This is a genomic window from Micromonospora sp. NBRC 110009, assembly GCF_030518795.1.
Lineage (GTDB): Bacteria > Actinomycetota > Actinomycetes > Mycobacteriales > Micromonosporaceae > Micromonospora.
Genome location: NZ_CP130427.1, coordinates 2,167,903 through 2,190,294, shown reverse-complemented (window position 1 = coordinate 2,190,294; position 22,392 = coordinate 2,167,903). Strand labels below are relative to the sequence as shown.

Sequence of the window (22,392 nt, the reverse complement as noted above, 5' to 3'; positions counted from 1 at the left end):
CCCGCAAGCGCCGGCTGACAGGGTGCGGAGGTTGCCTCACCATGCCCGGAGATCCGTATGCCCATCGCCCTGTCCGCCCGCCGACGCCTCGCCGCGCTGCTTGCCGGCGTGGTGGTCGCGCCCCTGCTCGGGTCGGTGACCTCGCCGCCACCGGCGGCCGCGGCCACGACCACCCCCACCGTCACCGTCGTCGACCTCGGCGTCATGGGCCGACTCACCGGCGTGAGCACCGGCGTCGGAGAGTTGAACGACGGCGGCGTCGTCGCCGCCGGGCGCTGGATCGAGGGGGTCGAGTCACACACCAGCGCTCTGCTGCTCCAGGCCGGCAAGCCCCCGGTCGACCTGCACCCGCTCATGCCGGACGCCGGCGGCAGCACCACCAGGGACGTCAACGACGCCGGCGACGCGGTCGGCTACTGGACCAACTCCGGCACCGCGGCGGGCTCGTTCCTCTACCACGACGGCGCCATGACCAGCCTCGACCTGCAGAGCGCCGAGGCGATCAGCAACACCGGCTTCGTCGCCGGCGGGGACTGGGTCCGGGACCCGCAGGGCAAGGTCCTGCGCCTGGGCAGCCTCGGCGGCGGGCAGACCCACGCCGACGGCGTCAACGACGCCGGCGTGGTCGTCGGCGTCTCCGACACCGACCCGGCGCCGGACGTGCTGTCCCCCCGCGCCTTCCGTACGAAGCCCGGCGAGCCCATCTCCGCGAAGGACGGCCTCGGTTCCCCGCTCGGCGGGCGCTCGCAGGCCTTCGACGTCAACAACGCCGGGCAGGTCGCCGGCTGGGGTGGCGAACCTGGCAGCGGCGGACACCAGCCGGTCATCTGGCAGGCCGACGGCAGCCCGGTCCTCTACCGGACCAGCTACGGAGGTGAGGTCGCCGCGATCAACGAAGCCGGTGCCGGAGTCGGATCGATCCGGATCCTGAATTCCCAGTTCGACCACGCGGCGCTGTTCCAGGACGGTGCGGTCACCGACCTCAACACCCTGCTGCCCGACGGGAGCGACTGGGAGTTGGTGGCGGCCACCGGCATCAACGACGCCGGGCAGATCAGCGGCTACGGCCGCCGCAACGGCGACTTCGACCAGCACGCGTTCCTCATGACCCTCGGCGAAGGGCCGGTGCTCGACAGCGTCCGCGTCGAACACCAGGAGTACCCGACCGGGACGTGGGTGGACGCCACCAAGAACGGCACCACCGACGGCAACACCGTCCGGGTGACCGTACGGGTCACCAACCGCAGCGAGCTGGCCAGCATCACCAGCATCGAACTCGTCGACGCCGAGACCGGCGAGGTGGTGGAGAACGGCAAGCGGCTGGAGGTCCTCGACCCCGGGGAGAGCCTGGCCCGCCAGTTCCGCTGGGACACCGTGGGCCTGGCGTGGAACAGGGACGGCACCGCCCACCCCGATCCGCGCCGGTTGATCGTTCGGCTGCGCACCTCCGAGCGGGTCCGCGACGCCAAGGAGGTGTCGCTGCTGGTGAAGCCGAGGCCGGTGATCCTGGTCCACGGCTACAAGAGCAACGCCGCCTCGTCCTGGGGCAAGTACCAGCCGATTCTCAGCTCCGGTCACCCCTTGCTGAAGGGCTGGGCGGTCGGCGACGGGCAGTCCGAGGGTGTCCTCGACACCGGTTCGCTGGACAAGCCGTTCGAGCGTACGAACACCATCTCCGAGAACGCGCAGCAGGAGGCGCTGTACATCGAGGGCGTCCGGAACCGCACCGACGCCTGGCACGTCGACATCGTCGCGCACTCGATGGGTGGGCTGATCTCCCGCTGGTACGTGCAGGAGCTGATGCCGGAGCCGACGGACTCCGGGCCGGTGGTCAACCGGCTGATCATGATGGGTACCCCCAACATGGGCTCGCCCTGCGCCGACCTGATCCTGGACGACGCCGCCATGTTCGGGCAGCAGGCGCCGCTGATGCCGGCAACCCAGCAGCTCAGCACCGCGTACGACGCGCTGTCGTTCAACCCGAACATCGTGGACCGGCGCGGGGTGACCTTCTCCAACATGGTCGGCGTCGGGCAGATCGTGCCCTGCTACTACGCCGGAACCGGCGACATCGTCGTTCCTCGGGCCAGCGCCCGCTACGTCTACGACGACGTGCCCGAGAGCGACACCATGCACACGGAGATGACCGAGACGCAGTCGGACTTCGACACGTACGTGCTGCCCCGGCTCGCCACCGACCCGCGGCGGAACGGCGCCACCACCCTCGCCGCGGGCGACGAGCAGGCACCCATCGTGGCGCCGCAGGGCATCGGGGCCGCGTCGCCGACCGTCGCGCCCGGCGCGACCGTGGACGTACCGCTGGACGTGCCGGCCGGGGAGCAGGCCGGTGTGGTGACCATGGCCCCGCCGACCGTCGGTCTCACCCTGCTCGACCCGTCCGGGGCCGAGCGTGGCAGCTCTCCGGCCGCGGCCGACGCCGACCAGCCCTTCCGCGGGCTCGTCGTCGACGATCCCGCCGCCGGTCGCTGGACGCTCCGGCTGCGGAACACGGGCAGCGGCGAGGTGCGGGTGCCGCTGAGCGCCTGGATCGCCGGCAACCCGCTCACCGTCGAGGTGACGGCGGCGCAGGTCGCCCCGGACGGCACCGTACGGGTGTCCGCCCGGCTCGACAACGACGGCAAGGCCGTGCCGGGGGCGGACGTCAACGCGGTGGTGCTCGGTGAGCGCGGCGACCGCGCCGAGCTGACCCTCTACGACGACGGCACCCACGACGACGGCGCGGCCGGTGACGGCGGGTACGCCTCACGGACCGTGCTGGCCGCCGGGCCGCACTCGATCGTGGTGCTGGCCAGGTCCGACCAGGGCACCCGGGTGGGTCGTACCGCCGTCGAGGTGAAGCCGGTCGACACCGGTTCCTACACGCTGTCGGCGGAGGCCGGGCCCGGTGGCCAGGTGACCGTGGACCCGCAGCAGGACGAGTACCCGGCGGGCACGGAGGTGACCCTGCACGCCACGCCGAAGCCCGGCTTCCTGCTCCAGGGCTGGACCGTGGACGGCAAGCCCGCGGGCACGACCCCGGACCTGAAGCTGAAGATGGATCGGGACCACGTGGTGGTGGCGAAGTTCCTGACCTACGCCATCACCGACCTGGGCAGCCTCTCCTCGGACCCGCAGGACACGGTCGAGGGCGTCGCGCTCAACGACAAGGGCCAGGTCGTCGGCCGGACGATCGTGGTCCGCCGGGACGGCAGCAAGACCGCCCGCGCCTTCCTGTGGGAGGACGGGACGATGCGCAACCTCGGCACCCTGCCGTGCACCACGAGCGACGGCGAGGACGGGCAGTGCGTCAGCTTCGCCGGTGACATCAACAACGCGGGTGTCGTGGTGGGGACCAGTGAGGAGGTCAACCACGGCAGCGATCACAAGGACGGCTGGCACGCCTTCCGCTGGGCGGACGGCAGGATGACCGCCCTGCCCAGCATGCCCGACGCGGTCGGCGGCGGCTTCGCCAGCGCGTACGGCATCAACGACGACGGCGAGATCGTCGGACACTCGATGGAGCAGGACCCGGACTGGGACTACCGCTGGTGGGCGGTCCGCTGGAACGCGTCGGGTGAGCGTACGGACGCCACCCAGGACCTCTACTTCGAGTCCGCGCCCACCCGCGCCGGCATCAACGGCTCCGGTGCGGTGGTCGGGCACGAGTACGTGCCCGACGGCTGGCGGGCAGCGGCCTGGGCCGACGGCGAGGTCAGCCCCGTCGCTGTCCCGGAAACCTGCGGCGGGGCCAACGGCAGCCGGGCGCACGACATCGCCGACGACGGCACGGTGGTCGGGGAGTTCTGCACCCTGGAGGTCTTCGACCAGAAGAACGCCTTCGTCTCCCGGGACGGAAAGACCACGGACCTCGGACGCGGCATCGCGTACGCGGTGAACGAGTCCGGGCTGGTGGTCGGCACCGGGCAGACCCTGTCGTGGGACTCGACCGGCCGGGCGGTGCTCTGGCAGGACGGCGTCAAGTATGAGCTGGCCAGCCTGGCCGGTGGCGCCTGCCAGGGCTCGGGCGAGGAGGTCTACAGCTCGCCCTGCGTGGGCCTGACCTCGGCCGTCGATGTCAACGAGCGCGGACAGATCCTGGTGAACGGATCGGTGACCACCCGCAAGCCCGGTGACCCGAAGACGGTGCTGCGGGTGGCTCGGGCCCTGCTGCTGACCCCGGTGACGGCGACCGCCGACCTCGACGTCAAGCAGACCGTCTCGGCGGCCACCACGGCTCCGGGCGCCCCGGTCACCTGGACGACCACGGTGACCAACGCCGGCCCGAACACCGCCACCGCCGTGCACCTGGAGACGCTTCTGCCCGACGGGGTCTCGATCACTGGCTGCACGGTGAGCACCGGGGAGTCCTGTGACGCCGACGCGACCCTGCGTTCGGTGGTCCTGCCGGAACTCGCCAAGGGCGAGTCGGTGCAGGTCACGGTGCGCGGGACGGTCACCTCCGAGCCGGGCAGCACGCTGACCGCGAAGGCTCAGGCCTGGTCCCGCCCGGTGCCGGACCTGCGGCGGGACAACGACGTCGCGACGGCCACGACCAGCGTGGTCCAGCTGCTCGACAAGACGGCGCTGAAGTTCTGGGACCAGCGGGTGGGCTCGACCAGCTACCCGTCCGCGGTGACGCTGACCAACCGGCTCACCGTGCCGCTGCGGGTGACCGGGGTGTCGGCGACCGGCGACTTCGCCGCGGCGGCCAGCTGCCCGGCCTCCCTGGCGCCTGGAGCGTCGTGCCCGGTGCAGGTGACGTTCACGCCGACCGCCCTGGGGACGCGAACCGGCACCGTGAAGATCACCACCGACGTGGCCACGCTGACCGTGGCGGTCGACGGCAACGGGATCGCGGCCAACGCCCGCCCGGTCGTGACGACGCCGGCGCCGGTGACCGTGCCGGAGGGCTCCGAGGTCGTCCTCACGGTGCCGTTCACCGATGCGGACACCACCGACACCCACACCGCCCAGGTGGTCTGGCCCCGCCAGCCGATGCCCGGACCGGTCCCCGCCAAGGTGGTGGAGAGCAGTGGCAGCGGGACGGTCACGGCGAGCTGGACGTACACCGACAACCTCTCGGACACGGCGGCGGTGATCGTGACGGACAGCAAGGGCGAGGTGGGCTTCGCTCCCGCGCCGTTCACCGTGCAGAACGTCGCGCCGACGGTTTCGGCCGGGCCTGACGTGACCCTGGAGCCGGGAGGCACCCTGACCCGGGCCGGCTCGGTCACCGACCCGAGCCCGGTGGACAGCGTCACCGCGACGGTGGACTACGGCGACGGCACCGGCGCACAACCGCTGCCGCTCGGTGGTGGCCGTACCTTCGCCCTCTCACACGGCTACGCCGCGGCCGGCACGTACCCGGTCACGGTGACCGCTCGGGACGACGACGGCGGCGTCGGAACGGCGACCTTCACGGTGACCGTCCGGGCAGGCAACGAGGCTCCCCACCTGGAGTGGATGCCCCCGGCCGCGACGCCGGCCGAGGGTGAGCGGCTGTCGATGCCGGGCTCGGTCATCGACCCGGACGGCGACGCCGTCACGGTGACCGTGGACTACGGCGACGGTACGGAGGTCCGGCCGGTACCGGTGCAGGACGGGCGGTTCGTCCTCGACCACACCTACGTCGAGGACGGTGAGCACGCCGTCACGTTGCGCGCGGACGACGGGCGCGGTGGTACGGACAGCGCGACCGTGCGGGTCGTCGTGCTCAACGCCGCGCCGCGGGTGGGCATCGACGCGCCCACGTCGGGCCTGGTCGTGCCGGTCGGCACGGAGGTGCGGATGGCCGGGTCGTTCACCGACGCCGGCCGGAAGGACACCCATACGGCGCAGTGGGTCGTGGACGGTGTGGCGGTGCCGGGCGCGGTCGTCGAGCGCGACGGTTCCGGGACGGTGGAGGCCACCCGGACCTTCACCGCGCCTGGCGTGTATCCGCTACAGCTCACCGTGACCGACGACGATGGCGGTAGCGGGAGCGCGGTCACGGTGGGGGATGCCGACGCCTACGTCGTCGTGTACGACCCGGACGGCGGCTTCGTCACCGGTGGCGTCCGCCTGACGCTGGGCGGGGAGAAGGCCTCCCTCGGCTTCGTCGCCCGGTACGAGAAGGGCGCGACCACGCCGAGCGGGGAGACCCAGCTGTCGGTGCGGGCCGCCGGGCTGGACCTGCACAGCACCAGCTACCAGTGGCTGACCGTCGGACCGGGCCGGGCCGCGTACCAGGGCACCGGAACGCTCGGCGGGCGCAGCGGCTATGCGTTCCTGGTGAGCGTGATCGACGGCGACGTGGTCGGCGGCCCCGACCGGGTACGGATGAAGGTGTGGGAGGTCGCGACCGGCACGGTCGGGTACGACACCCAGCCCGGCGACCCGCTGACCGCGGAGCCGACCACCGCGATCGACGGCGGGAACCTGGTGGTGCACCCGTAGCGGGGTGCTCGATGACTGGCGGGGCGCACCGGGGGGGTGCGCCCCGCCACATCGTCACGTACTAGAGGCGGCGGTTCTCGCGGACCAGGCCGCCTTCGCACCAGTCGCGGTAGACGAAGAGGTCCGGTCGGGCGAGCAGCACCCGGCCGTTGTGCGCCCAGTTGCGCATCAGCTCGTCGCCGGCCCGCTCGGCCTGCTCGACCAGCTTGCGGAAGCGGCGCTTCGGGTGGGCCCGGAAGTTCGTCCGGATGCCGTCGGCGGCGTAGATGTAGAGGCAGTGCAGGGCGAACCGGCGGGCCGGGCAGGCCGGGTCCATGGCCAGCTCGAAGAGGGTCTGCACCAGGTGGTCACCGGCGACCAGCAGATCCCAGTCCGGCGGCATCGAGGTCAGCGGCACCGAGTCCGGCTGGTACGCCCACGCCCGCAGCTCGGCCGCCGACGGGTCGACGGGATTGGCAAAGCCGCGGAACGTCTCTTCCTGCACGCTCACCGGCCAACCTTCCGCTTCCGCTCGCGAGGGCACCGGCCTCCCGCGAACCCTGGCTGCTGGGGCGACACGGTAACGCGGTTGCGAAGGCCAGCGGTAGACCTTCGCGGAACCAATTAGACAACCGTTGGGCGGGCCGGGTCGACCGTACGGTCGACCCGGCCCGCTGGGTGGTCAGTCGCCCACCCGCACCGGGACGGGGGGCCGGGGGGCGCTGCGCCGGCGCAGCCAGCGCTTGAACCAGGGCAGGTCGGGCAGCCGGGCCAGCATCGGTCCGGTCACCACGGTGATCAGCACGTACGCGGTGGCGAGCGCGGCCAGCTTCGGTTCGACCGGGTACGCGGCGGCCACGGCGAGCCCGGCGATGACGATGGAGAACTCGCCGCGCGGGGTGAGCGCGAAGCCGGCCCGCCAGCGACCGGGCTCGGCGATCCCGGCTCGCCGGGCGGCCAGCCAGCCAGTGGCCAGCTTCGTCCCCATGGTCACCACGGCCAGCAGCAGCGCCGGCAGCAGCACCGGCGGCATGTCCAGCGGGTCGGTGACCAGCCCGAAGAACACGAAGAAGACCGCGGCGAAGAGGTCCCGCAGCGGGGACAACAGCTCGGTGGCGTGGTGCGCCACCGGCCCGGACAGGGCGATGCCGACCAGGAACGCCCCGACCGCGGCGGAGACCTGGAGCTTGGCCGCGACCCCGGCGACCAGCAGGGTCAGCCCGAGCACCCCGAGCAGCAGCGCCTCCGGGTCCTTCGCGGAGAGCGCGGCGGAGATCAGGTGGCCGTACCGGATCGCGACGGCCAGCACGAGGACCACGGTGAGCACCGCGACCGCGAGCGCGATGCCGCCCTTGACCAGGCCGACCCCGGCGAGCAGCGCGGTGACCAGCGGCAGGTAGAGGGCCATCGCCAGGTCCTCGATCACCAGCACGGAGAGGATCACCGGGGTCTCCCGGTTACCGACCCGGCCGAGGTCGCCGAGCACCTTGGCGATCACGCCGGACGAGGAGACCCAGGTGACGCCGGCGAGCACCACGGCGGCCACCCAGCCCCAGCCGAGCAGCAGCGCGAAGGCGAAGCCAGGCAGCGCGTTGAGCACCGCGTCGATCAGGCCGGCCGGGGCGGCCGAGCGGAGGTTGCCGACCAGCTCGTTGGCGCTGTATTCCAGGCCGAGCATGACCAGCAGCAGGATGACGCCGATCTCCGCGCCGACGGCGAAGAACTCCTCGCTGGCGTTCAGCGGCAGCAGGCCGCCGTGGCCGAAGGCGAGCCCGGCGAGCAGGTAGAGGGGGATGGGCGAGACGCCGAACCGGCGGCTGAGCCGGCCGAGCAGGCCGAGCAGGAGCAGCAGCGCGCCGACCTCGACGAGCAGTGTCGTGGTTTCGTGCATGCGCCTCAGTCGTCCGAGTCGGTCTCGGCGAGGATCGCGGTCACCCCGTCGAGCCCCTGGCGGGTACCGACCACGACCACCACGTCACCGGCCTCGAACCGGAAGGTGGGATCGGGCGAGACGATCACCTCGCCCTGACGCAGCACCGCCACGATGGAGGCGCTGGTGCGGGTCCGTGCCTGGGTGTCACCCAGCCGCCGGTTGACGTACCTGGAGCCGGCCGGGATGGCGATCTGCTCGGTGAGCAGCCCGGCGGCCTGCTCGCGCAGCCCGGAGAGCTGGCCGAGCATCAGCGACGCGCCGAGGAGGTCGGCGAGCGCCTCGGCCTCGTCGTCGGTCAGCGGTATGTCCGCCTGGCAGGAGTCGGGATCGTCCGGGTCGTAGAGGACCAGGTCGCGGCGGCCATTGCGGTGGGAGACCACACCCAGGCGGCGGCCGGATTCCGTCACCAGATCGTGACGTACGCCGATCCCCGGTAGGGCAGTCTGTTCGACACGTACTCGCACCCCGGTGAGGCTACCCTGCGCTGGAGGGGTGATGGACCGGCGAACGAGTCACAAAGCGATCTTCCTGCTGCTCCTGCCTCTGCTCTCGGCCTGCTCCATCGGGGACGTTCGCCGGCCGCCGCCGAACCGGGCGTCCGCGTCGGCCCGGCCGGTCGCCAGCACGCCGGCACCGCCGCCGGTCGCCGACGTCGACGAGGTACGCCACGTCCGGGTCGCCGTCTCCGAGAAGTACGACCTGCCGCACGTCGAGTTCGTCGACGCCGAGCGGGCGTACGCCCTCTTCGCCACCTGCGAGGGCCGGCCGCCGGGGCGGGACTGCCCGGCGCTGCTCTTCGCCAGCCGGGACGGCGGGCGGTCCTGGCGGGCGCTGCCGCACCCCCACCCGGTCGCCGAGAACCAGCAGCTCTACGCCCCGAACGGGCTGCTGGTGCTGGGCGCCGAGCCGTTCGGCTGGTACGCCTCGACCGACGGGGGTGCCACCTTCACCCACTACCCGGGGGTGGCGCCGCCACCGGGGCTGACCGGGCCGGACGGCCGGTTCCAGGTGACCGACGACGGTGCGGGCCGGGTGGCCCGGTGGGACGGCCGCCGCCTGCGCCCGCTGCCAGTGCAGCCCGGCCTGCCCCGGGTGCAGGCCGTGGCGGAGGCCGGTGACCTGCTGGTGGCGGCCGGTGCGGACGACGGTGGTCGCCCGTACGCCGCGGTCTCGGCCGACGGGGGACGGAGCTGGGAGCGGACGGCGGTGCCCGCCCCGAACGGCGCGGTGGGCGTGCTCCGCCCGGTGCGGGCCCCGGACGCCGAGCCGTGGCTGGTCGGGGAGCGGCCCGACCGGACGGGTTTTCCGGCGCTCTGGCGGTACCGGGGCCGGTGGGAGCCGGTCCGGGCGGATGGCCACCCGGACCGGGTGCGGTCGGCGGTGCCGGTCGGCGCCGGCCGGGTGGCGGTGACCGGCCCGGACGGGGTGGGCATCGTGGCCGACGGCCGGTATGAGCCGGTGGCCTGGCCGGTCGGCCCCGAGCACCACCTGCGTTTGCTCTCTGACGGCACCCTGCTGGCCCGCGCCCCCGACGAGATCGTGCTGGCGGTCGGCCCGGTGGGGAACCGGAGCTGGATCAGGCTGGTGCTGGCCGCGGAGTGACGGCCGACTGCGCTGCGCGGCGGGCCCCGTCGGACGTCCTCGCCCGACCGGGCCCGCCACCGACGCTCGGGTCAGCGCAGTCCGGCGAAGAACTCCCGGATGTCGCCGACCAGCGCGTCGGTGGCCTCGTGCGCGGCGTAGTGGCCGCCGACGTCGCCCCGCCCGTCGACCTCGGCCTCGTACGCCGTCCACCGCACGATGTTGGCGTGGTCCCGTTCGGCGAAGCGGCGGATCGACTGGAAGTCGCCGGGGAACATGGCCAGCCCGGTCGGCGTGGTCGTCGGCCCGGTCGGGTGCTCGGTGGTGTGCGCGTCCTCCCAGTAGAACCGCATGGCGGAGGCGGCGGTGCCGGTGAACCAGTAGATCGCCACGTTGGCCAGGATGAATTCCGGGTCCAGGCTCTCGTCGAAGAGCTGGGCGTTCCAGGCGAGCAGGCCGGCCGGCGAGTCGGCGAGCGCGAACGCCAGCGTCTGCGGCTGCTGGCTCTGCACCTGGTTGAAGGAGAACTTGTTCTCGTAGAACCACTGGAGGTGCGTGAGCGCGGCCTGGTCGGCCGCGGACAGCCCCTCGAACTCGGCCGGGTCGCCGGACGGGAACGAGAAGAGCTGGGTGACGTGGACGCCGAGCACGTGCTCGGGGTCGATCCGGCCGACCTCGGGCGACACCATCGAGCCGCCGTCGTTGCCGACCGCGCCGTAGCGGTCGTACCCGAGGCGGGCCATCAGCTCCGCCCAGGCCCGGGCGGTGCGGTAGCGGTTCCAGCCGGCGCTGCGGGTCGGGCCGGAGAAGCCGAAGCCGGGCAGTGACGGGATGACGAGGTGGAACGCCGGTGCGTCCGGGTCGGCGGGCGCGGTCAGCGGGGCGATCACGTCGAGGTACTCGACCACCGAGCCGGGCCAGCCGTGGGTGAGCACCAGCGGGGTGGCGTCCGGCCGGGCGGACCGGACGTGCAGGAAGTGGATCTGCTCGCCGTCGATCTCCGTGACGAACTGCGGGTGTTCGTTGAGGCGGGCCTGCACCGCCCGCCAGTCGAACTTCTCCAGCCAGTAGGTCACCAGGCCGCGGACCCGGTCGGTGGTCATGCCGTACGCCCCGTCGGCGCCCGGCAGCTCGCCCGGCCAGTTGGTCCGGCGCAGCCGGTCGGCCAGGTCGTCCAGCTGGGCCTGCGGGATCTCGACGCGGAACGGGCGGATGGCGGTGTTCGACACGGCTCCTCCTTCAGAACGGAATGCTCCGTTCCGCTTCAACATAACAGAGCGGAACGATCCGTTCCACTGCTAATCTGGTGTCATGCCAAGTTCCCCCGCGCCGCTCGCCGGGCGCCGCGCCCAGGCCGCGCGGAACGACGAGCTGATCCTCGAAGCCGCCCGCGCCGTCTTCCTCGACGATCCGAAGGCGCCCATCGCCGCGGTCGCCGAACGCGCCGGGGTGGGCATCAGCGCCCTCTACCGCCGATACGCCGGAAAGGAGGACCTGCTGCGCCGGCTCTGCCACGACGGTCTGCGCCGGTACGTCGCCGAGGCCGAGGCGGCAGCCGCCGAGCCGGACGGCTGGCGGGCCTTCACCGGCTTCCTGGAGCGGATCGTTGACGCCGACGTGCACTCGCTGACCGTCCACCTGGCCGGCACCTTCACGCCGACCGAGGAGATGGGGCGGGACGCGGTGCGGTCCGGCCAGCTCACCACCGAACTGGTCGAACGGGCCAGGGCCGGCGGCCGGCTCCGCGCCGACCTGGTGGTGCAGGACGTCGGCCTGCTGCTGGAGGGGTGTGCCGCGATCCGCGTGCCCGATCCGGAGCGCACCCGGCAGTTGCGCCGCCGCCACCTGGCGCTCCTGCTGGCCGGCCTCGCTCAGCCGGAGCCGCCGCTGCCCGGGCCGCCGCCGGCCCCCGGCGAGTTCGACTGGCGCTGGCAGCGCTCGGAGTGAGCCAGGTCACACCGTTGGAGTTGAGCGGAATAGACTCAACTCTGGTTGTGTCCTTTCCAGTGGACACGCCGATCCAGGGGAGCCCATGAACACGGAACGCCTCACCACCAAGAGCCGCGAGACCATCACCGGTGCCGTCGCGCTGGCGAACCAGCGCGGTCACGCCACCGTGGAGCCCTGGCACCTGCTGCTGTCGCTGCTGGACACCGAGGGCTCGACCGCCGCCGGCCTGCTGCGCGCCGTCGGCGCCGACCCCGCCGAGCTGCGCCGGGTCGCCCAGCGCTCGGTCGACGCCCTGCCCGCCGCGCACGGCTCCAGCATCGCCGAGCCGACCCTGGCCCGGGAGTTCGTCAACGCCATCGGCGCCGCCGAGCAGATCGCCCGGCCGCTCGGCGACGAATACACCTCGACCGAGCATCTGCTCGCCGGCCTGGCCCGGGTGGGCGGCGCGGTCTCGGTCGCGCTGAAGAACGCCGGGGCCACCGAGGAGAACCTGGTCGCCGCCTTCCCGACCGTCCGGGGCGGGGACCGTCGGGTCACCACCGCCGACCCGGAGCAGACCTACCAGGCCCTGGCCAAGTACGGCGTGGACCTGACCGCCAGCGCCCGCGACGGCAAGATCGACCCGGTCATCGGCCGCGACTCGGAGATCCGCCGGGTGATCCAGGTGCTGTCCCGGCGTACCAAGAACAACCCGGTGCTGATCGGTGAGCCGGGCGTCGGCAAGACCGCCATCGTCGAGGGCCTCGCCCAGCGAATCGTCGCGGGCGACGTGCCCGAGTCGCTGCGGGACAAGAAGCTGGTCTCGCTCGACCTCGGCGCGATGGTGGCCGGCGCGCAGTACCGCGGCCAGTTCGAGGAGCGGCTGAAGTCCGTGCTGGAGGAGATCAAGAACTCCAACGGCCAGGTCATCACGTTCCTCGACGAGCTGCACACCGTGGTCGGCGCGGGCAAGGGCGAGGGCTCGATGGACGCCGGCAACATGCTCAAGCCGATGCTGGCCCGCGGGGAGCTGCGGATGGTCGGCGCGACCACCCTCGACGAATACCGCGAGCACATCGAGAAGGACCCGGCGCTGGAGCGCCGCTTCCAGCCGGTGCTGGTCGGCGAGCCGACCATCGAGGACACCATCGGCATCCTGCGCGGCCTCAAGGAGCGCTACGAGGTGCACCACGGCGTACGGATCACCGACGCCGCGCTGGTCGCCGCTGCCGCGCTGTCCGACCGCTACATCACCGACCGGTTCCTGCCGGACAAGGCGATCGACCTGGTCGACGAGTCCGCGTCCCGGCTCCGGATGGAGATTGACTCCCGCCCGGTCGAGGTGGACGAGATCGAGCGGGCGGTCCGCCGGCTGGAGATCGAGGAGATGGCGCTGGCCAAGGAGCCGGACGCCGCCTCCGCCGAGCGGCTGGAGCGCCTGCGCAAGGAGTTGGCCGACAAGCGCGAGCAGCTCACCGCGCTCTCCGAGCGCTGGCAGCTGGAGAAGAGCCACATCACCAAGCTCTCCACCGCCAAGGAGGAGCTGGAGCGGCTGGGCGGCGAGGCCGAGCGGGCCGAGCGCGACGGCGAGCTGGAACGCGCCGCGGAGTTGCGGTACGGCCGGATCCCCGCCCTCAAGGCCGAGCTGAAACAGGCGGAGGAGGAGCTGTCCCGGCTCCAGGCCGACGGCGCGATGCTCAAGGAGGAGGTCGGCGCGGACGACATCGCCGCCGTGGTCGCCTCCTGGACCGGCATCCCCGCCGGCCGGCTGCTCGAGGGCGAGACGGCCAAGCTGCTCCGGATGGAGGAGTCGCTGGGGGCCCGCGTGGTCGGCCAGTCCGAGGCCGTCGGCGCGGTCTCCGACGCGGTTCGCCGCGCCCGGGCCGGCGTCGCCGACCCCGATCGGCCCACCGGCAGCTTCCTCTTCCTCGGCCCGACCGGGGTCGGCAAGACCGAGCTGGCCAAGGCGCTCGCCGAGTTCCTCTTCGACGACGAGCGGGCCATGGTCCGCATCGACATGAGCGAGTACGGCGAGAAGCATTCGGTGGCCCGCCTGGTCGGTGCCCCGCCCGGCTACGTCGGCTACGAGGAGGGCGGCCAGCTCACCGAGGCGGTGCGCCGCCGGCCGTACTCGGTGATCCTGCTGGACGAGGTGGAGAAGGCCCACCCGGACGTCTTCGACGTGCTGCTCCAGGTGCTCGACGACGGTCGGCTCACCGACGGCCAGGGCCGCACCGTGGACTTCCGCAATGCGATCCTGATCCTCACCTCGAACCTGGGATCGTCGGTGATCAGCGACCTGACGCTGGCCGAGGAGCAGCGCCGGGAGGGTGTCCTCGCGGTGGTCCGGTCGCACTTCAAGCCGGAGTTCCTCAACCGCCTCGACGACATCGTGGTGTTCGCCGCCCTCCAGGGCGAGGACCTGCGCGCCATCGTGGACATCCAGCTGGACCGGATGCGGCGTCGTCTCGCCGACCGCCGGCTCGGCCTGGAGATCACCGACGCCGCCCGGATGTGGATCGCCGAGCACGGGTACGACCCGATCTACGGTGCCCGCCCGCTGCGCCGGCTGGTCCAGTCGGCGATCGGCGACCAGCTCGCCAAGGCGCTGCTGGCCGGCCAGATCCGCGACGGTGACACGGTCCGCGTCGACCTCGCCGACACCAAGGACGCCCTCTCCGTCACCGCCGCCTGACCGACCCGCCCGGCCCGGCCGCCCCACACCGGGGTCGGCCGGGCCGGCCGTCGTTGACCAAGCGGCTTGCGTCGGCGGCGGCCCGCTCGGCGAACGAAAAGTCCTTGATCAACAGGGTCGGGGGCGGCCGCGCCGGGCAATAGTGAGGGCATGTTGGGGATGGGCAAGAAGGAGCGGGAGCTGGACGCGGCCGTCAAGGAGCTGGCGACGGCGGACACGCTGGCGTTCGGCGGGGTGGGGATCGCCGGCCAGATCCTGCCGGCGACGGACGCGTACCGGCATGTCGAGCAGGCCCTGCGGGAGCGGCCGGCGGAGGCCCGGAAGAAGGTCGACTGGCTGCTGAAGCACGGGTCGCCGGCCGGGAAGGCGTACGCGGCCGCGCTGCTGGAAACCGTCGACCGGGCGGCCGGCCGGGCGGCCTGGGAGCGGCTGCGCGACGACGAGGCCGAATTCACCACCTTCACCGGCTGCATCATGGGCCGCGCCACCCTGCGGGAGTACGCCACGGAACGCCTCGCCGCGGAGTGACCCCGGCCCCACCGAAAGTGGGACTGCGGAAAACGTCGGCGGGCCGTAGCTTTCCGCCATGACCCCTCCCGATGTCGCGCCGGCCCGACCCGCCCGGCCCGGCCCGGCCCGGTCACCGTCGCGTACTGGTTGCAGCTCGCCGCGGTGGCCATCCTGCTCGCCCTCGTCTGCCTGGTGATCGTCGAGGCGGTGCGCTACGACGCGCAGATCGACGAGGCCCTGCGCCGGGTGCCCGACGCCGACCCGGTCGAGGTCTCCGACGAGCGGAGCGGGAACGTCTTCATGGCGTGCTTCATCGGGATCCCGGCCCTGCTGCTCGCGGGCTGGCTCGCCGCCACCGCGCTGCCGCTGCGCCGGGGCAGCAACATCGCCCGGATCCTGGTCTTCGTGGCCGCGGGCGGGCAGCTGCTGCTCTGTGTCGGGCAGGGCTGCCTCGGCCTGGTGGCCGTCCCGCTCACGCTCCTCGCCGCGACGGACGCCCCCGAGCTCGACCCGTCGATGGGCGCGCCGCCTGACGGCGCCGACTGGGAGCAGTCGAGGTTCCTGGACACCCTCTACGCCCAGAGCGACGGCCCGGGCGCGGTGGCCTCCGCCGCCGGCGGTCTCGGCGTCCTGCTGGTGCTGGCCCTGACCGCGGCCGTGGTGGTGCTGCTCATGGTCCCCGACTCGCGTCGCTGGTTCCGGGGCGCGGCCCCGGTCCCGCCCGCCGGCCCCTGGCCGGTCTACGGGTACGGCTACGGTCCGGCGTACCCGCCGCCGGGGTACGGCTACGGACCGGCGTACCCGCCGCCGGGCCAGCCGGTCTGGCCCACCCTCCCGCCGGGCTACCTGGCCTGCCCCGACCCGGCGCTGCACCTCGCCCACCCACCCGCCGCCCCGACGGCGACCACCTCGGACGCCGGCGACGCCGCCGACCGGCCGGACGCCGCCGACCGGCGGGACACCCCGGGCGACGGCGGTCCGGAGCAGTCGTCCGCCGGGGACGGGACCTCGCGTAGCTGACCTCTCACTCAGCGAACGGCGCTTCGGCGCGCGTGCGTCGGGTTGTTACCGTCTCCGCCGATACACGTTGGGGGGAGGCGGCCGTGAACGGTTCGATGGCATACCTGGTGGCGACGCTGGGGTGTCTGGTCGGGGTGGCCGGCGTCGTGATCGCCGTGGTGGCGATGCGCAAGGCCCGGCCCGGGCCGCGCCCGCCGGCCCCCGGCGACCCGTTCCGCGACCGGGACGCCGACGCGCTGCGCGGCGACCCCCGCAAGCTCAAGCCCGGCGACGTCGTGGAGGTCCGCCAGGTGCCGTACACCGTGCGCGGCTCGGTGCACCTGGTCGAGGGCGGCTGGAGCTGGGCGGAGCACCTGCTCGACGACGCCGGCGGGGTGAAGCGCTGGCTCTCCGTCGAGGAGGACCCGGACCTGGAGCTGGTGCTCTGGACCAGGGAACCCTCCGCCACCGTCACCCCGGGCGCCCCGACGCTGGAGGTCGCCGGCCGCCGCTACCACTGGGACGAGTCCGGGCAGGCGCGCTACACCGCCACCGAGGGCACCGGCCTCGACCCGCGCGGCACCATGCGCTACCACGACTACCAGGCGCCCGGCGGGGCCCGGCTCTCCTTCGAGGCGTACGGGGAGGCCGGCTGGGAGGTGAACCTCGGCGAGAGGCTGCACCGCGCCGAGGTGATGATCTACCCGCAGGGTGGCCCGGAGAAGGTGGGCTGAGCGTGCTCGTCGCGCTGGACGCCCCGTACGTCGACACCCGCGCCGCCGACCTGAGCCTGGCCCTCGGCGGCCCCGAACGCCCCGCCCTGCACGTCCGCGAGCTGACCCTGCCGGGCGGGCTGCGGCTGCGGCTGCGCCTGCTCGGCGCCTCGCACCAGGTGGTCTGCGGCGACCTCACCGAGACCGTCGCGTGCCTGCCCGGCCGGCCACCGCACCTGCCCGACAGCCTGCACGACGAGGCCGCCGGCTACCGGTTCACCGCCACGGTGCTGCGGCCGGCCGGGGACGGCCTGCGCACCCGGGTCGCCGCGCTCCGCGCCGAGCTGGCCGGCGACCCGTACGCGCTGGTCGGGGTCTTCCCCGGCGACGTCGACGCGGTCACCGCGCTCGCCGTCCGCCCCGACCCGCCGGACGGCTCGGTGGCCTGGCGCACCTGGCACGCGTACCCCCAGACCAACGAACTGGTCCTGACCGAGACGGTGGTGGCACTGTGACGTACCGACGCTGGTTCGTGGTGGGCGTGGCGGTCGCCGTGATCGGCGCGCTGGTCGCCGCCTTCGCGATCTTCTACGGCAACTTCTCCCCGCGCGGGTACGTCGAGGGCCACTACCGCCGGGCGGCGAGTCGGGATCTCGGCTCCGACGCGCTCGCGTACACCTCGGGCAGGACGCCGAGCCAGGTGTCGAAGGAGATCACCGACACCTGGCAGCCCGCCGACCAGTATGTCGACGGCAGCGGCGTCTACCTGCGCTACGACGACGACTCGGTGGTGATCCTGCCGATCGCCGCCGGCTCGGTGATCCTGCTCGAACGGATGACCACCGCCTACCCCCGCTACCACCACGTCGTCGGCGGCGGCTGGGGCTGGGGCCGTGGCAGCACCGTCCGGGGCGGCGGCCCCGGCGCCGGCAAGTAGCCCGTCCGACCCCTCACCCTGGAGTTCCCAGTGCAGCATCTCGTCACCGACCTGCTGGTCACCCTCGCGTACGGGGTGGTCGGCGTCGTCCTCATGGGCATCGGCTACGCGCTGGTCGACCTGGCCACCCCGGGCCGGCTCAACCACCTCATCTGGACCGAGCGCAACCGCAACGCGGCGCTGCTGCTCGCCTCCAACCTGGCCGGCGTCGGCATCATCGTGGTCGCCGCGATCGCCGCCAGCGAGGACGACGTGGTGCTCGGCCTGGTCGGCGCGGCCGCGTACGGGATCCTCGGCCTGGTGATCATGGCGGCGGCCTTCATGCTGCTCGACCTGGCCACCCCGGGGAAGCTCGGTGAGCTGCTGGTCGACCCGGAGCCGCACCCGGCGGTCTGGGTCTCCGCCGTCGTGCACCTCGCCACCGGGGCGATCATCGCCGCCGCGATCAGCTGATGAGCGGCGGCAAGCGCCCGGCCGCGGCCAAGGGGAGGTCCAACGCCCTGAAGGCCGCGGTGGTCTGGGCGGTGGTGCTGGGCGTCGCCGGCCTCTGCCTCGTCGGATTCGTCAACGGCGATTCGGACGACCTGACCGTCCCCGCCCCCGCGGGCGACGAGCGCGCCGACACTGTGCCCATCCTCCAGGCCGCCTTCGCCAACCAGGGCATCTGCTACGGCTGGCGGCTGACCGACGGATACGAGCTGGTCAGCGTCGGCTCGAACCTCGGCGACGGCACGGCGGCCGCGGACGCGCCGGGATGCCCGCGCTGGGTCGAGCTGACCGCCGACATCACCTACACCTCGGAGAGCAGCGAGGCCAACGACTCCGCCTCGATCCGGGTCACCGGCTCCGACGACATCGACCTCGCCGACCTGTCCGCCATCGAGAGCGGGCTGGGCCGGTTCGGGCTGGACGAGGACGCGTTCGTCGACGACCCGGGCTGGGCGGCCACCCGGGCCGCCACCACGCTGCCGCTGCTCGCCGCCGAGGCCGGCCTGGCCGCGCCCGCCGCCGCTCCGAGCGCCGGCCCGTCGGCCGCCGCCAGCCCGCTGCCGGACGCCGGCAGCGACTTCTGGCGGGACCGCTGGGGCTGGCTGCTCGCCACGGCCGGGCTCTTCCTGCTCGCCGCGCTCCTCGTCACCGTGGGCGTGGCGCAGCGCCGCCGGCAGCTCCGGGTCCGCGTACCCGCGCAGCGCGCCGGGGCGGGAGCCGCCGGGCGTACCCGGGAGACGGCGTGACCGCCGAGGCGCCGGCGCGGCCGCAGTGGCGGCCGGCCCGCGCGGCGGTTCTGCTCGCGGTCTTCGTCTGCGCGGCCTGCGGCCTGGTGTACGAGCTGGCGCTGGTCGCCCTGGGCAGCTACCTGATCGGCGACGCGGTCGGCCAGGCGTCGATCGTGCTCGGCGTGATGGTCTTCGCGATGGGCGTCGGCGCGCTGGTCGCGAAGCCGCTCCAGTCCCGGGCCGCCGCCGCCTTCGCCGCGATCGAGCTGACCCTGGCCCTGCTCGGCGGCCTCTCCGTGCTCGGCCTCTACGCCGCCTTCGCCTGGCTGGACCTCTACGGGCCGGCGCTGGTCGGCACCGCGTTCCTGCTCGGCCTGCTGATCGGCGCGGAGATCCCGCTGCTCATGGTGCTGCTGCAACGCATCCGCGAGCAGTCCGCCGGCAGCGCGGTGGCCGACCTGTTCGCCGCCGACTACGTCGGCGCGCTGCTCGGCGGGCTGGCCTTCCCGTTCCTGCTGATGCCGGTCTTCGGCCAGCTCAAGGGCGCGCTGGTGGTCGGCGCGGTGAACGCCGTCGCCGGCCTCGCGCTGGTGGGCACGGTGTTCCGGGCCGATCTCGGCCGCCGCGCGCGGCTCGCGCTCGGCGCCGGCTCCGTCGTGGTGGCCCTCTGCCTCGGGTACGCCTGGGTCACCGCGCACGACTTCGAGGTGACCGCCCGGCAGCAGCTCTACCGCGACCCGGTGGTGCACGCCGAACGCAGCCGCTACCAGGAGATCGTGCTGACCCGGTCGGTGCGGGAGATCGGCCACGCCGACACCGACCTGCGGCTCTTCCTCAACGGCGACCTCCAGTTCAGCTCCGTCGACGAGTACCGCTACCACGAGTCGCTGGTGCATCCGGCCATGCACGGACCGCACGGCGAGGTGCTGGTGCTCGGCGCCGGGGACGGGCTGGCGCTGCGGGAGATTCTCAAGTACCCGGACGTACGGCGGGTCACCCTGGTCGACCTCGACCCGGCCGTGGTGCGGCTGGCGCAGACCGAGCCGCAGTTGCGCGAGCTCAACCACCACTCGCTGGCCGACCCCCGCGCGCGGGTGCTCAACCTCGACGCGTTCGGCTGGCTGCGGACCGCCGCGGAGCGGTTCGACGTGGTGGTCGCCGACCTGCCCGACCCCGACGAGACGGCCACCGCGAAGCTCTACACGGTCGAGTTCTACGCGCTGATCCGCTCGGTGCTGGCCCCGGGCGGGCGGCTGGTGGTGCAGGCCGGGTCGCCCTACTTCGCGCCCCGGTCGTACTGGTCGATCGAGCGGTCGATCCGCGCGGCCGGCTTCGCGACGGTGCCCTACCACGTGGACGTGCCGAGCTTCGGTGACTGGGGATACGTGCTGGCCGCGCCCGGGTCGAGCCCGCCGGCGCTGGCGCTGCCCGCCGACGCGCCGCCACTGCGCTTCCTCACCCCGTCGGTGCTCGCGGCGGCGGCCACCTTCCCCGCCGACCGGGCCCGGCTGGACGTGCCGCCCTCCACGTTGCTGCAGCCCAGGGTGCTGGAGTACGCCCGCACGGAGTGGCGCGGCTACTAGTTTCGGGGCATGCGCGCTCGTCCGTCCCGTTGGTCGAGGCCGCCCCGGGTGCTGGAGGCGCCGTCGTACCTGCAGGCCTTCGTGCTGTCCGGGGTGGTGACGGTGCTGGTCACCCGGGCGTATCTCCAGGCGACCGGCTACCCGCAGCTCGGCGGTGGCGGGCTGCACATCGCGCACGTGCTCTGGGGCGGCCTGCTGATGACCGCCGGCCTGGGTGTCGCGCTGGTCTACCTCGGCAGCGCGGCACGCATCCTCGGCGCGATCCTGGGCGGGATGGGCTTCGGGCTCTTCATCGACGAGGTCGGCAAGTTCGTCACGGCGGGAACCAACTACTTCTACGCGCCGGCCGCGAGCATCATCTACGTCGCCTTCGCCCTGCTGGTCGTGATCAGCCAGGCGCTTCGCGGCCGGACCCGGCTCTCCGGCCCGGAGCGGACCGCGAACGCCCTGTACACCGTGGTCGGTGGTCTCACCACCGGCCTCAGCGCGCGGCGCCGGGCGGCGGTGCTGCGGCTGATTCGCGGTTGTGGCCCGGAGGTCGAGGAGGCGGTGGCCCGGCTGCTGGACGCGGTGCCCCGACGCGAGCCACCCGCACCCCGGCTCTGGCAGCGCTGGCTCATCCGGGCCCGCCGCGCGGCGATCTGGGTGACCACTCACCGATGGGTGGTGTCGCTGGTGGTGCTCTACGTGGTCGGCGAGCCGTTCGTCGTCGTGCTCCGGATCGTCCTGGATGCGATCAGCGGCGAGCTGCCCGACCAGCAGGAGTGGGGTGCGGTGCTCGGGGTCTCGGTCTCCGCGCTGATCACCGCGGTGCTGAGCATCCGCGGCGCATTGCTGCTGCCCAGCGACCAGGTGCGGGCCTTCCGGCTGTTCAAGCTCGCGCTCCTGGTGGACCTGCTGTTCGGGCAGATCTTCAGCTTCACCGTCAACCAGTTCAGCGCGGTCTTCGCCCTGGCCGTGGACCTCTTCCTGCTCGCGGTGGTGACCGCCGAACACCGGCGGCTCTGCCGCCGGGAGCGGCCGTCCCGCTGAGTTGCTGAGGTCGCCGGCCCGCGAAGCGTGCCCGGCTGGCCCTGGCTCGTTACGGTGGTCGTCTGATCTAGGGAGGGAGAATCATGGTCGATGCTCCGGGCACCCCGCCTCGCGCACGTCCCGCCGTGGTGACGGCGTCGAGCTGGCTGCTCATCCTCGTCGCGGCCATCCAGTTGGTGAACCTGATCCTGACGCTCACCACCATCGGCACCGTCCGGGAGGTCATGCGGGACGCCTTCCGGGACACGCCGGCCGAGCAGGCGGCCGACTTCGCCTGGGTGTTCGGCCTGGTCGGGGCCGTGCTGAGCCTGCTGCTCGCGATCGGGCTCGTCGTCCTCGCGCTGCTCAACAACCGGGGGAAGAACGGCTCCCGGATCACCACCTGGGTGCTGGGCGGCCTCATGCTCTGCTGCACCGGCGGCGGTCTGCTGAACAACGCGGCCGGCGGCCTGACCGGCGGCGGCTCCTCCAGCGGTGACGTGCCCAGCAGCCAGGAGATCCAGCGCCGCCTGTCGGACGCCCTGCCCGGCTGGTACACCCCGCTGACCACGCTGCTCGGCGTGGTCGCCCTGCTCGCGCTCCTGGTCGCGCTGATCCTCCTGGCTCTGCCGACGGCCAACGAGTTCTTCCGCAAGCCGCGGCAGACCTGGGAGCCGCCGGTGCCCGGCAGCGCCTACCCGGCCTACCCGTCCACCCCCGGCTACCCGCCGGCTCCCGGCTACCCGGGTGCCCCCGGCGCGCCGGGCCAGCCCGCCCCGTCATGGGGCCCAGGCCAGCCGGGTCAGCCCGGTCCGGCGCCCGAGTCCGGCGAGCGCCGCGACCCCGAGCCGCCCCCGGCAAGTTGACGTC

The 22,392-nt window shown here is 73.3% G+C and carries 18 protein-coding genes; 14 read left to right on the top strand and 4 right to left on the bottom strand.

Annotated features, from left to right (window positions below; all coding sequences use genetic code 11):
- The first annotated feature begins 57 nt into the window (after positions 1-57).
- The gene (locus Q2K19_RS10445) at positions 58-6,435 is read left to right on the top strand and encodes a PKD domain-containing protein (protein WP_302769954.1); all 6,378 of its coding nucleotides are present in this window, start codon (positions 58-60) and stop codon (positions 6,433-6,435) included.
- Positions 6,436-6,496: 61 nt separating this feature from the next.
- On the opposite strand, the gene Q2K19_RS10440 is transcribed toward Q2K19_RS10445, so the two are convergent.
- From Q2K19_RS10440 to Q2K19_RS10430, 3 genes are all read right to left on the bottom strand, one after another.
- Entirely contained in the window at positions 6,497-6,925 is a 429-nt protein-coding gene (locus Q2K19_RS10440; RefSeq protein ID WP_302769951.1) for a hypothetical protein, read from the bottom strand.
- Between the two features lie 171 nt (positions 6,926-7,096).
- Positions 7,097-8,305: a cation:proton antiporter gene (locus tag Q2K19_RS10435; protein ID WP_302769949.1), complete on the bottom strand. Its 1,209-nt coding sequence runs from the start codon at positions 8,303-8,305 to the stop codon at positions 7,097-7,099.
- A gap of 5 nt (positions 8,306-8,310) precedes the next feature.
- Positions 8,311-8,811, bottom strand: a complete 501-nt coding sequence (locus tag Q2K19_RS10430; RefSeq protein WP_302769947.1) for a cation:proton antiporter regulatory subunit — start codon at positions 8,809-8,811, stop codon at positions 8,311-8,313.
- 31 nt (positions 8,812-8,842) lie between these two features.
- Here Q2K19_RS10430 and Q2K19_RS10425 point away from each other — a divergent pair, with 31 nt between their 5' ends.
- Positions 8,843-9,949 carry a WD40/YVTN/BNR-like repeat-containing protein gene (locus Q2K19_RS10425; RefSeq protein WP_302769945.1) on the top strand — a complete coding sequence of 369 codons (1,107 nt, stop codon included), beginning with the start codon at positions 8,843-8,845 and terminating at the stop codon, positions 9,947-9,949.
- A 71-nt stretch (positions 9,950-10,020) separates the two neighbouring features.
- Here Q2K19_RS10425 and Q2K19_RS10420 read toward each other — a convergent pair whose 3' ends face one another.
- Complete coding sequence (locus tag Q2K19_RS10420) at positions 10,021-11,157, bottom strand: epoxide hydrolase family protein (RefSeq protein WP_302769943.1); 1,137 nt, start codon at positions 11,155-11,157, stop codon at positions 10,021-10,023.
- An 82-nt stretch (positions 11,158-11,239) separates the two neighbouring features.
- Here Q2K19_RS10420 and Q2K19_RS10415 point away from each other — a divergent pair, with 82 nt between their 5' ends.
- From Q2K19_RS10415 to Q2K19_RS10360, 12 genes are all read left to right on the top strand, one after another.
- Positions 11,240-11,875, top strand: coding sequence for a TetR/AcrR family transcriptional regulator (locus tag Q2K19_RS10415; protein WP_302769941.1), 636 nt, complete (start codon positions 11,240-11,242; stop codon positions 11,873-11,875).
- Between the two features lie 85 nt (positions 11,876-11,960).
- Positions 11,961-14,552: an ATP-dependent chaperone ClpB gene (gene clpB, locus Q2K19_RS10410; protein ID WP_302769940.1), complete on the top strand. Its 2,592-nt coding sequence runs from the start codon at positions 11,961-11,963 to the stop codon at positions 14,550-14,552.
- 150 nt (positions 14,553-14,702) lie between these two features.
- On the top strand, positions 14,703-15,080 hold the full coding sequence (locus Q2K19_RS10405; protein ID WP_302769938.1) for a hypothetical protein: 378 nt from the start codon (positions 14,703-14,705) through the stop codon (positions 15,078-15,080).
- Between the two features lie 129 nt (positions 15,081-15,209).
- The gene (locus Q2K19_RS10400) at positions 15,210-16,082 is read left to right on the top strand and encodes a hypothetical protein (protein WP_302769936.1); all 873 of its coding nucleotides are present in this window, start codon (positions 15,210-15,212) and stop codon (positions 16,080-16,082) included.
- A gap of 83 nt (positions 16,083-16,165) precedes the next feature.
- Entirely contained in the window at positions 16,166-16,795 is a 630-nt protein-coding gene (locus Q2K19_RS10395) for a DUF4178 domain-containing protein (protein ID WP_302769934.1), read from the top strand.
- Between the two features lie 2 nt (positions 16,796-16,797).
- Positions 16,798-17,289: a DUF2617 family protein gene (locus Q2K19_RS10390; RefSeq protein ID WP_302769932.1), complete on the top strand. Its 492-nt coding sequence runs from the start codon at positions 16,798-16,800 to the stop codon at positions 17,287-17,289.
- The gene (locus tag Q2K19_RS10385; RefSeq protein WP_302769930.1) at positions 17,286-17,711 is read left to right on the top strand and encodes a DUF4247 domain-containing protein; all 426 of its coding nucleotides are present in this window, start codon (positions 17,286-17,288) and stop codon (positions 17,709-17,711) included. Before Q2K19_RS10390 ends, Q2K19_RS10385 begins: the two co-directional genes overlap by 4 nt.
- A 30-nt stretch (positions 17,712-17,741) precedes the next feature.
- Positions 17,742-18,164 (top strand): DUF350 domain-containing protein, encoded by a 423-nt coding sequence (locus Q2K19_RS10380; RefSeq protein WP_302769928.1) that lies wholly within the window; start codon positions 17,742-17,744, stop codon positions 18,162-18,164.
- Positions 18,164-18,946 (top strand): hypothetical protein, encoded by a 783-nt coding sequence (locus Q2K19_RS10375; RefSeq protein WP_302769926.1) that lies wholly within the window; start codon positions 18,164-18,166, stop codon positions 18,944-18,946. Before Q2K19_RS10380 ends, Q2K19_RS10375 begins: the two co-directional genes overlap by 1 nt.
- Positions 18,943-20,511 (top strand): polyamine aminopropyltransferase, encoded by a 1,569-nt coding sequence (locus Q2K19_RS10370; RefSeq protein WP_302769924.1) that lies wholly within the window; start codon positions 18,943-18,945, stop codon positions 20,509-20,511. Before Q2K19_RS10375 ends, Q2K19_RS10370 begins: the two co-directional genes overlap by 4 nt.
- Before the next feature lie 9 nt (positions 20,512-20,520).
- Entirely contained in the window at positions 20,521-21,543 is a 1,023-nt protein-coding gene (locus tag Q2K19_RS10365; RefSeq protein ID WP_302769922.1) for a hypothetical protein, read from the top strand.
- A gap of 83 nt (positions 21,544-21,626) precedes the next feature.
- On the top strand, positions 21,627-22,388 hold the full coding sequence (locus Q2K19_RS10360; RefSeq protein ID WP_302769920.1) for a hypothetical protein: 762 nt from the start codon (positions 21,627-21,629) through the stop codon (positions 22,386-22,388).
- Positions 22,389-22,392 lie beyond the last annotated feature (4 nt).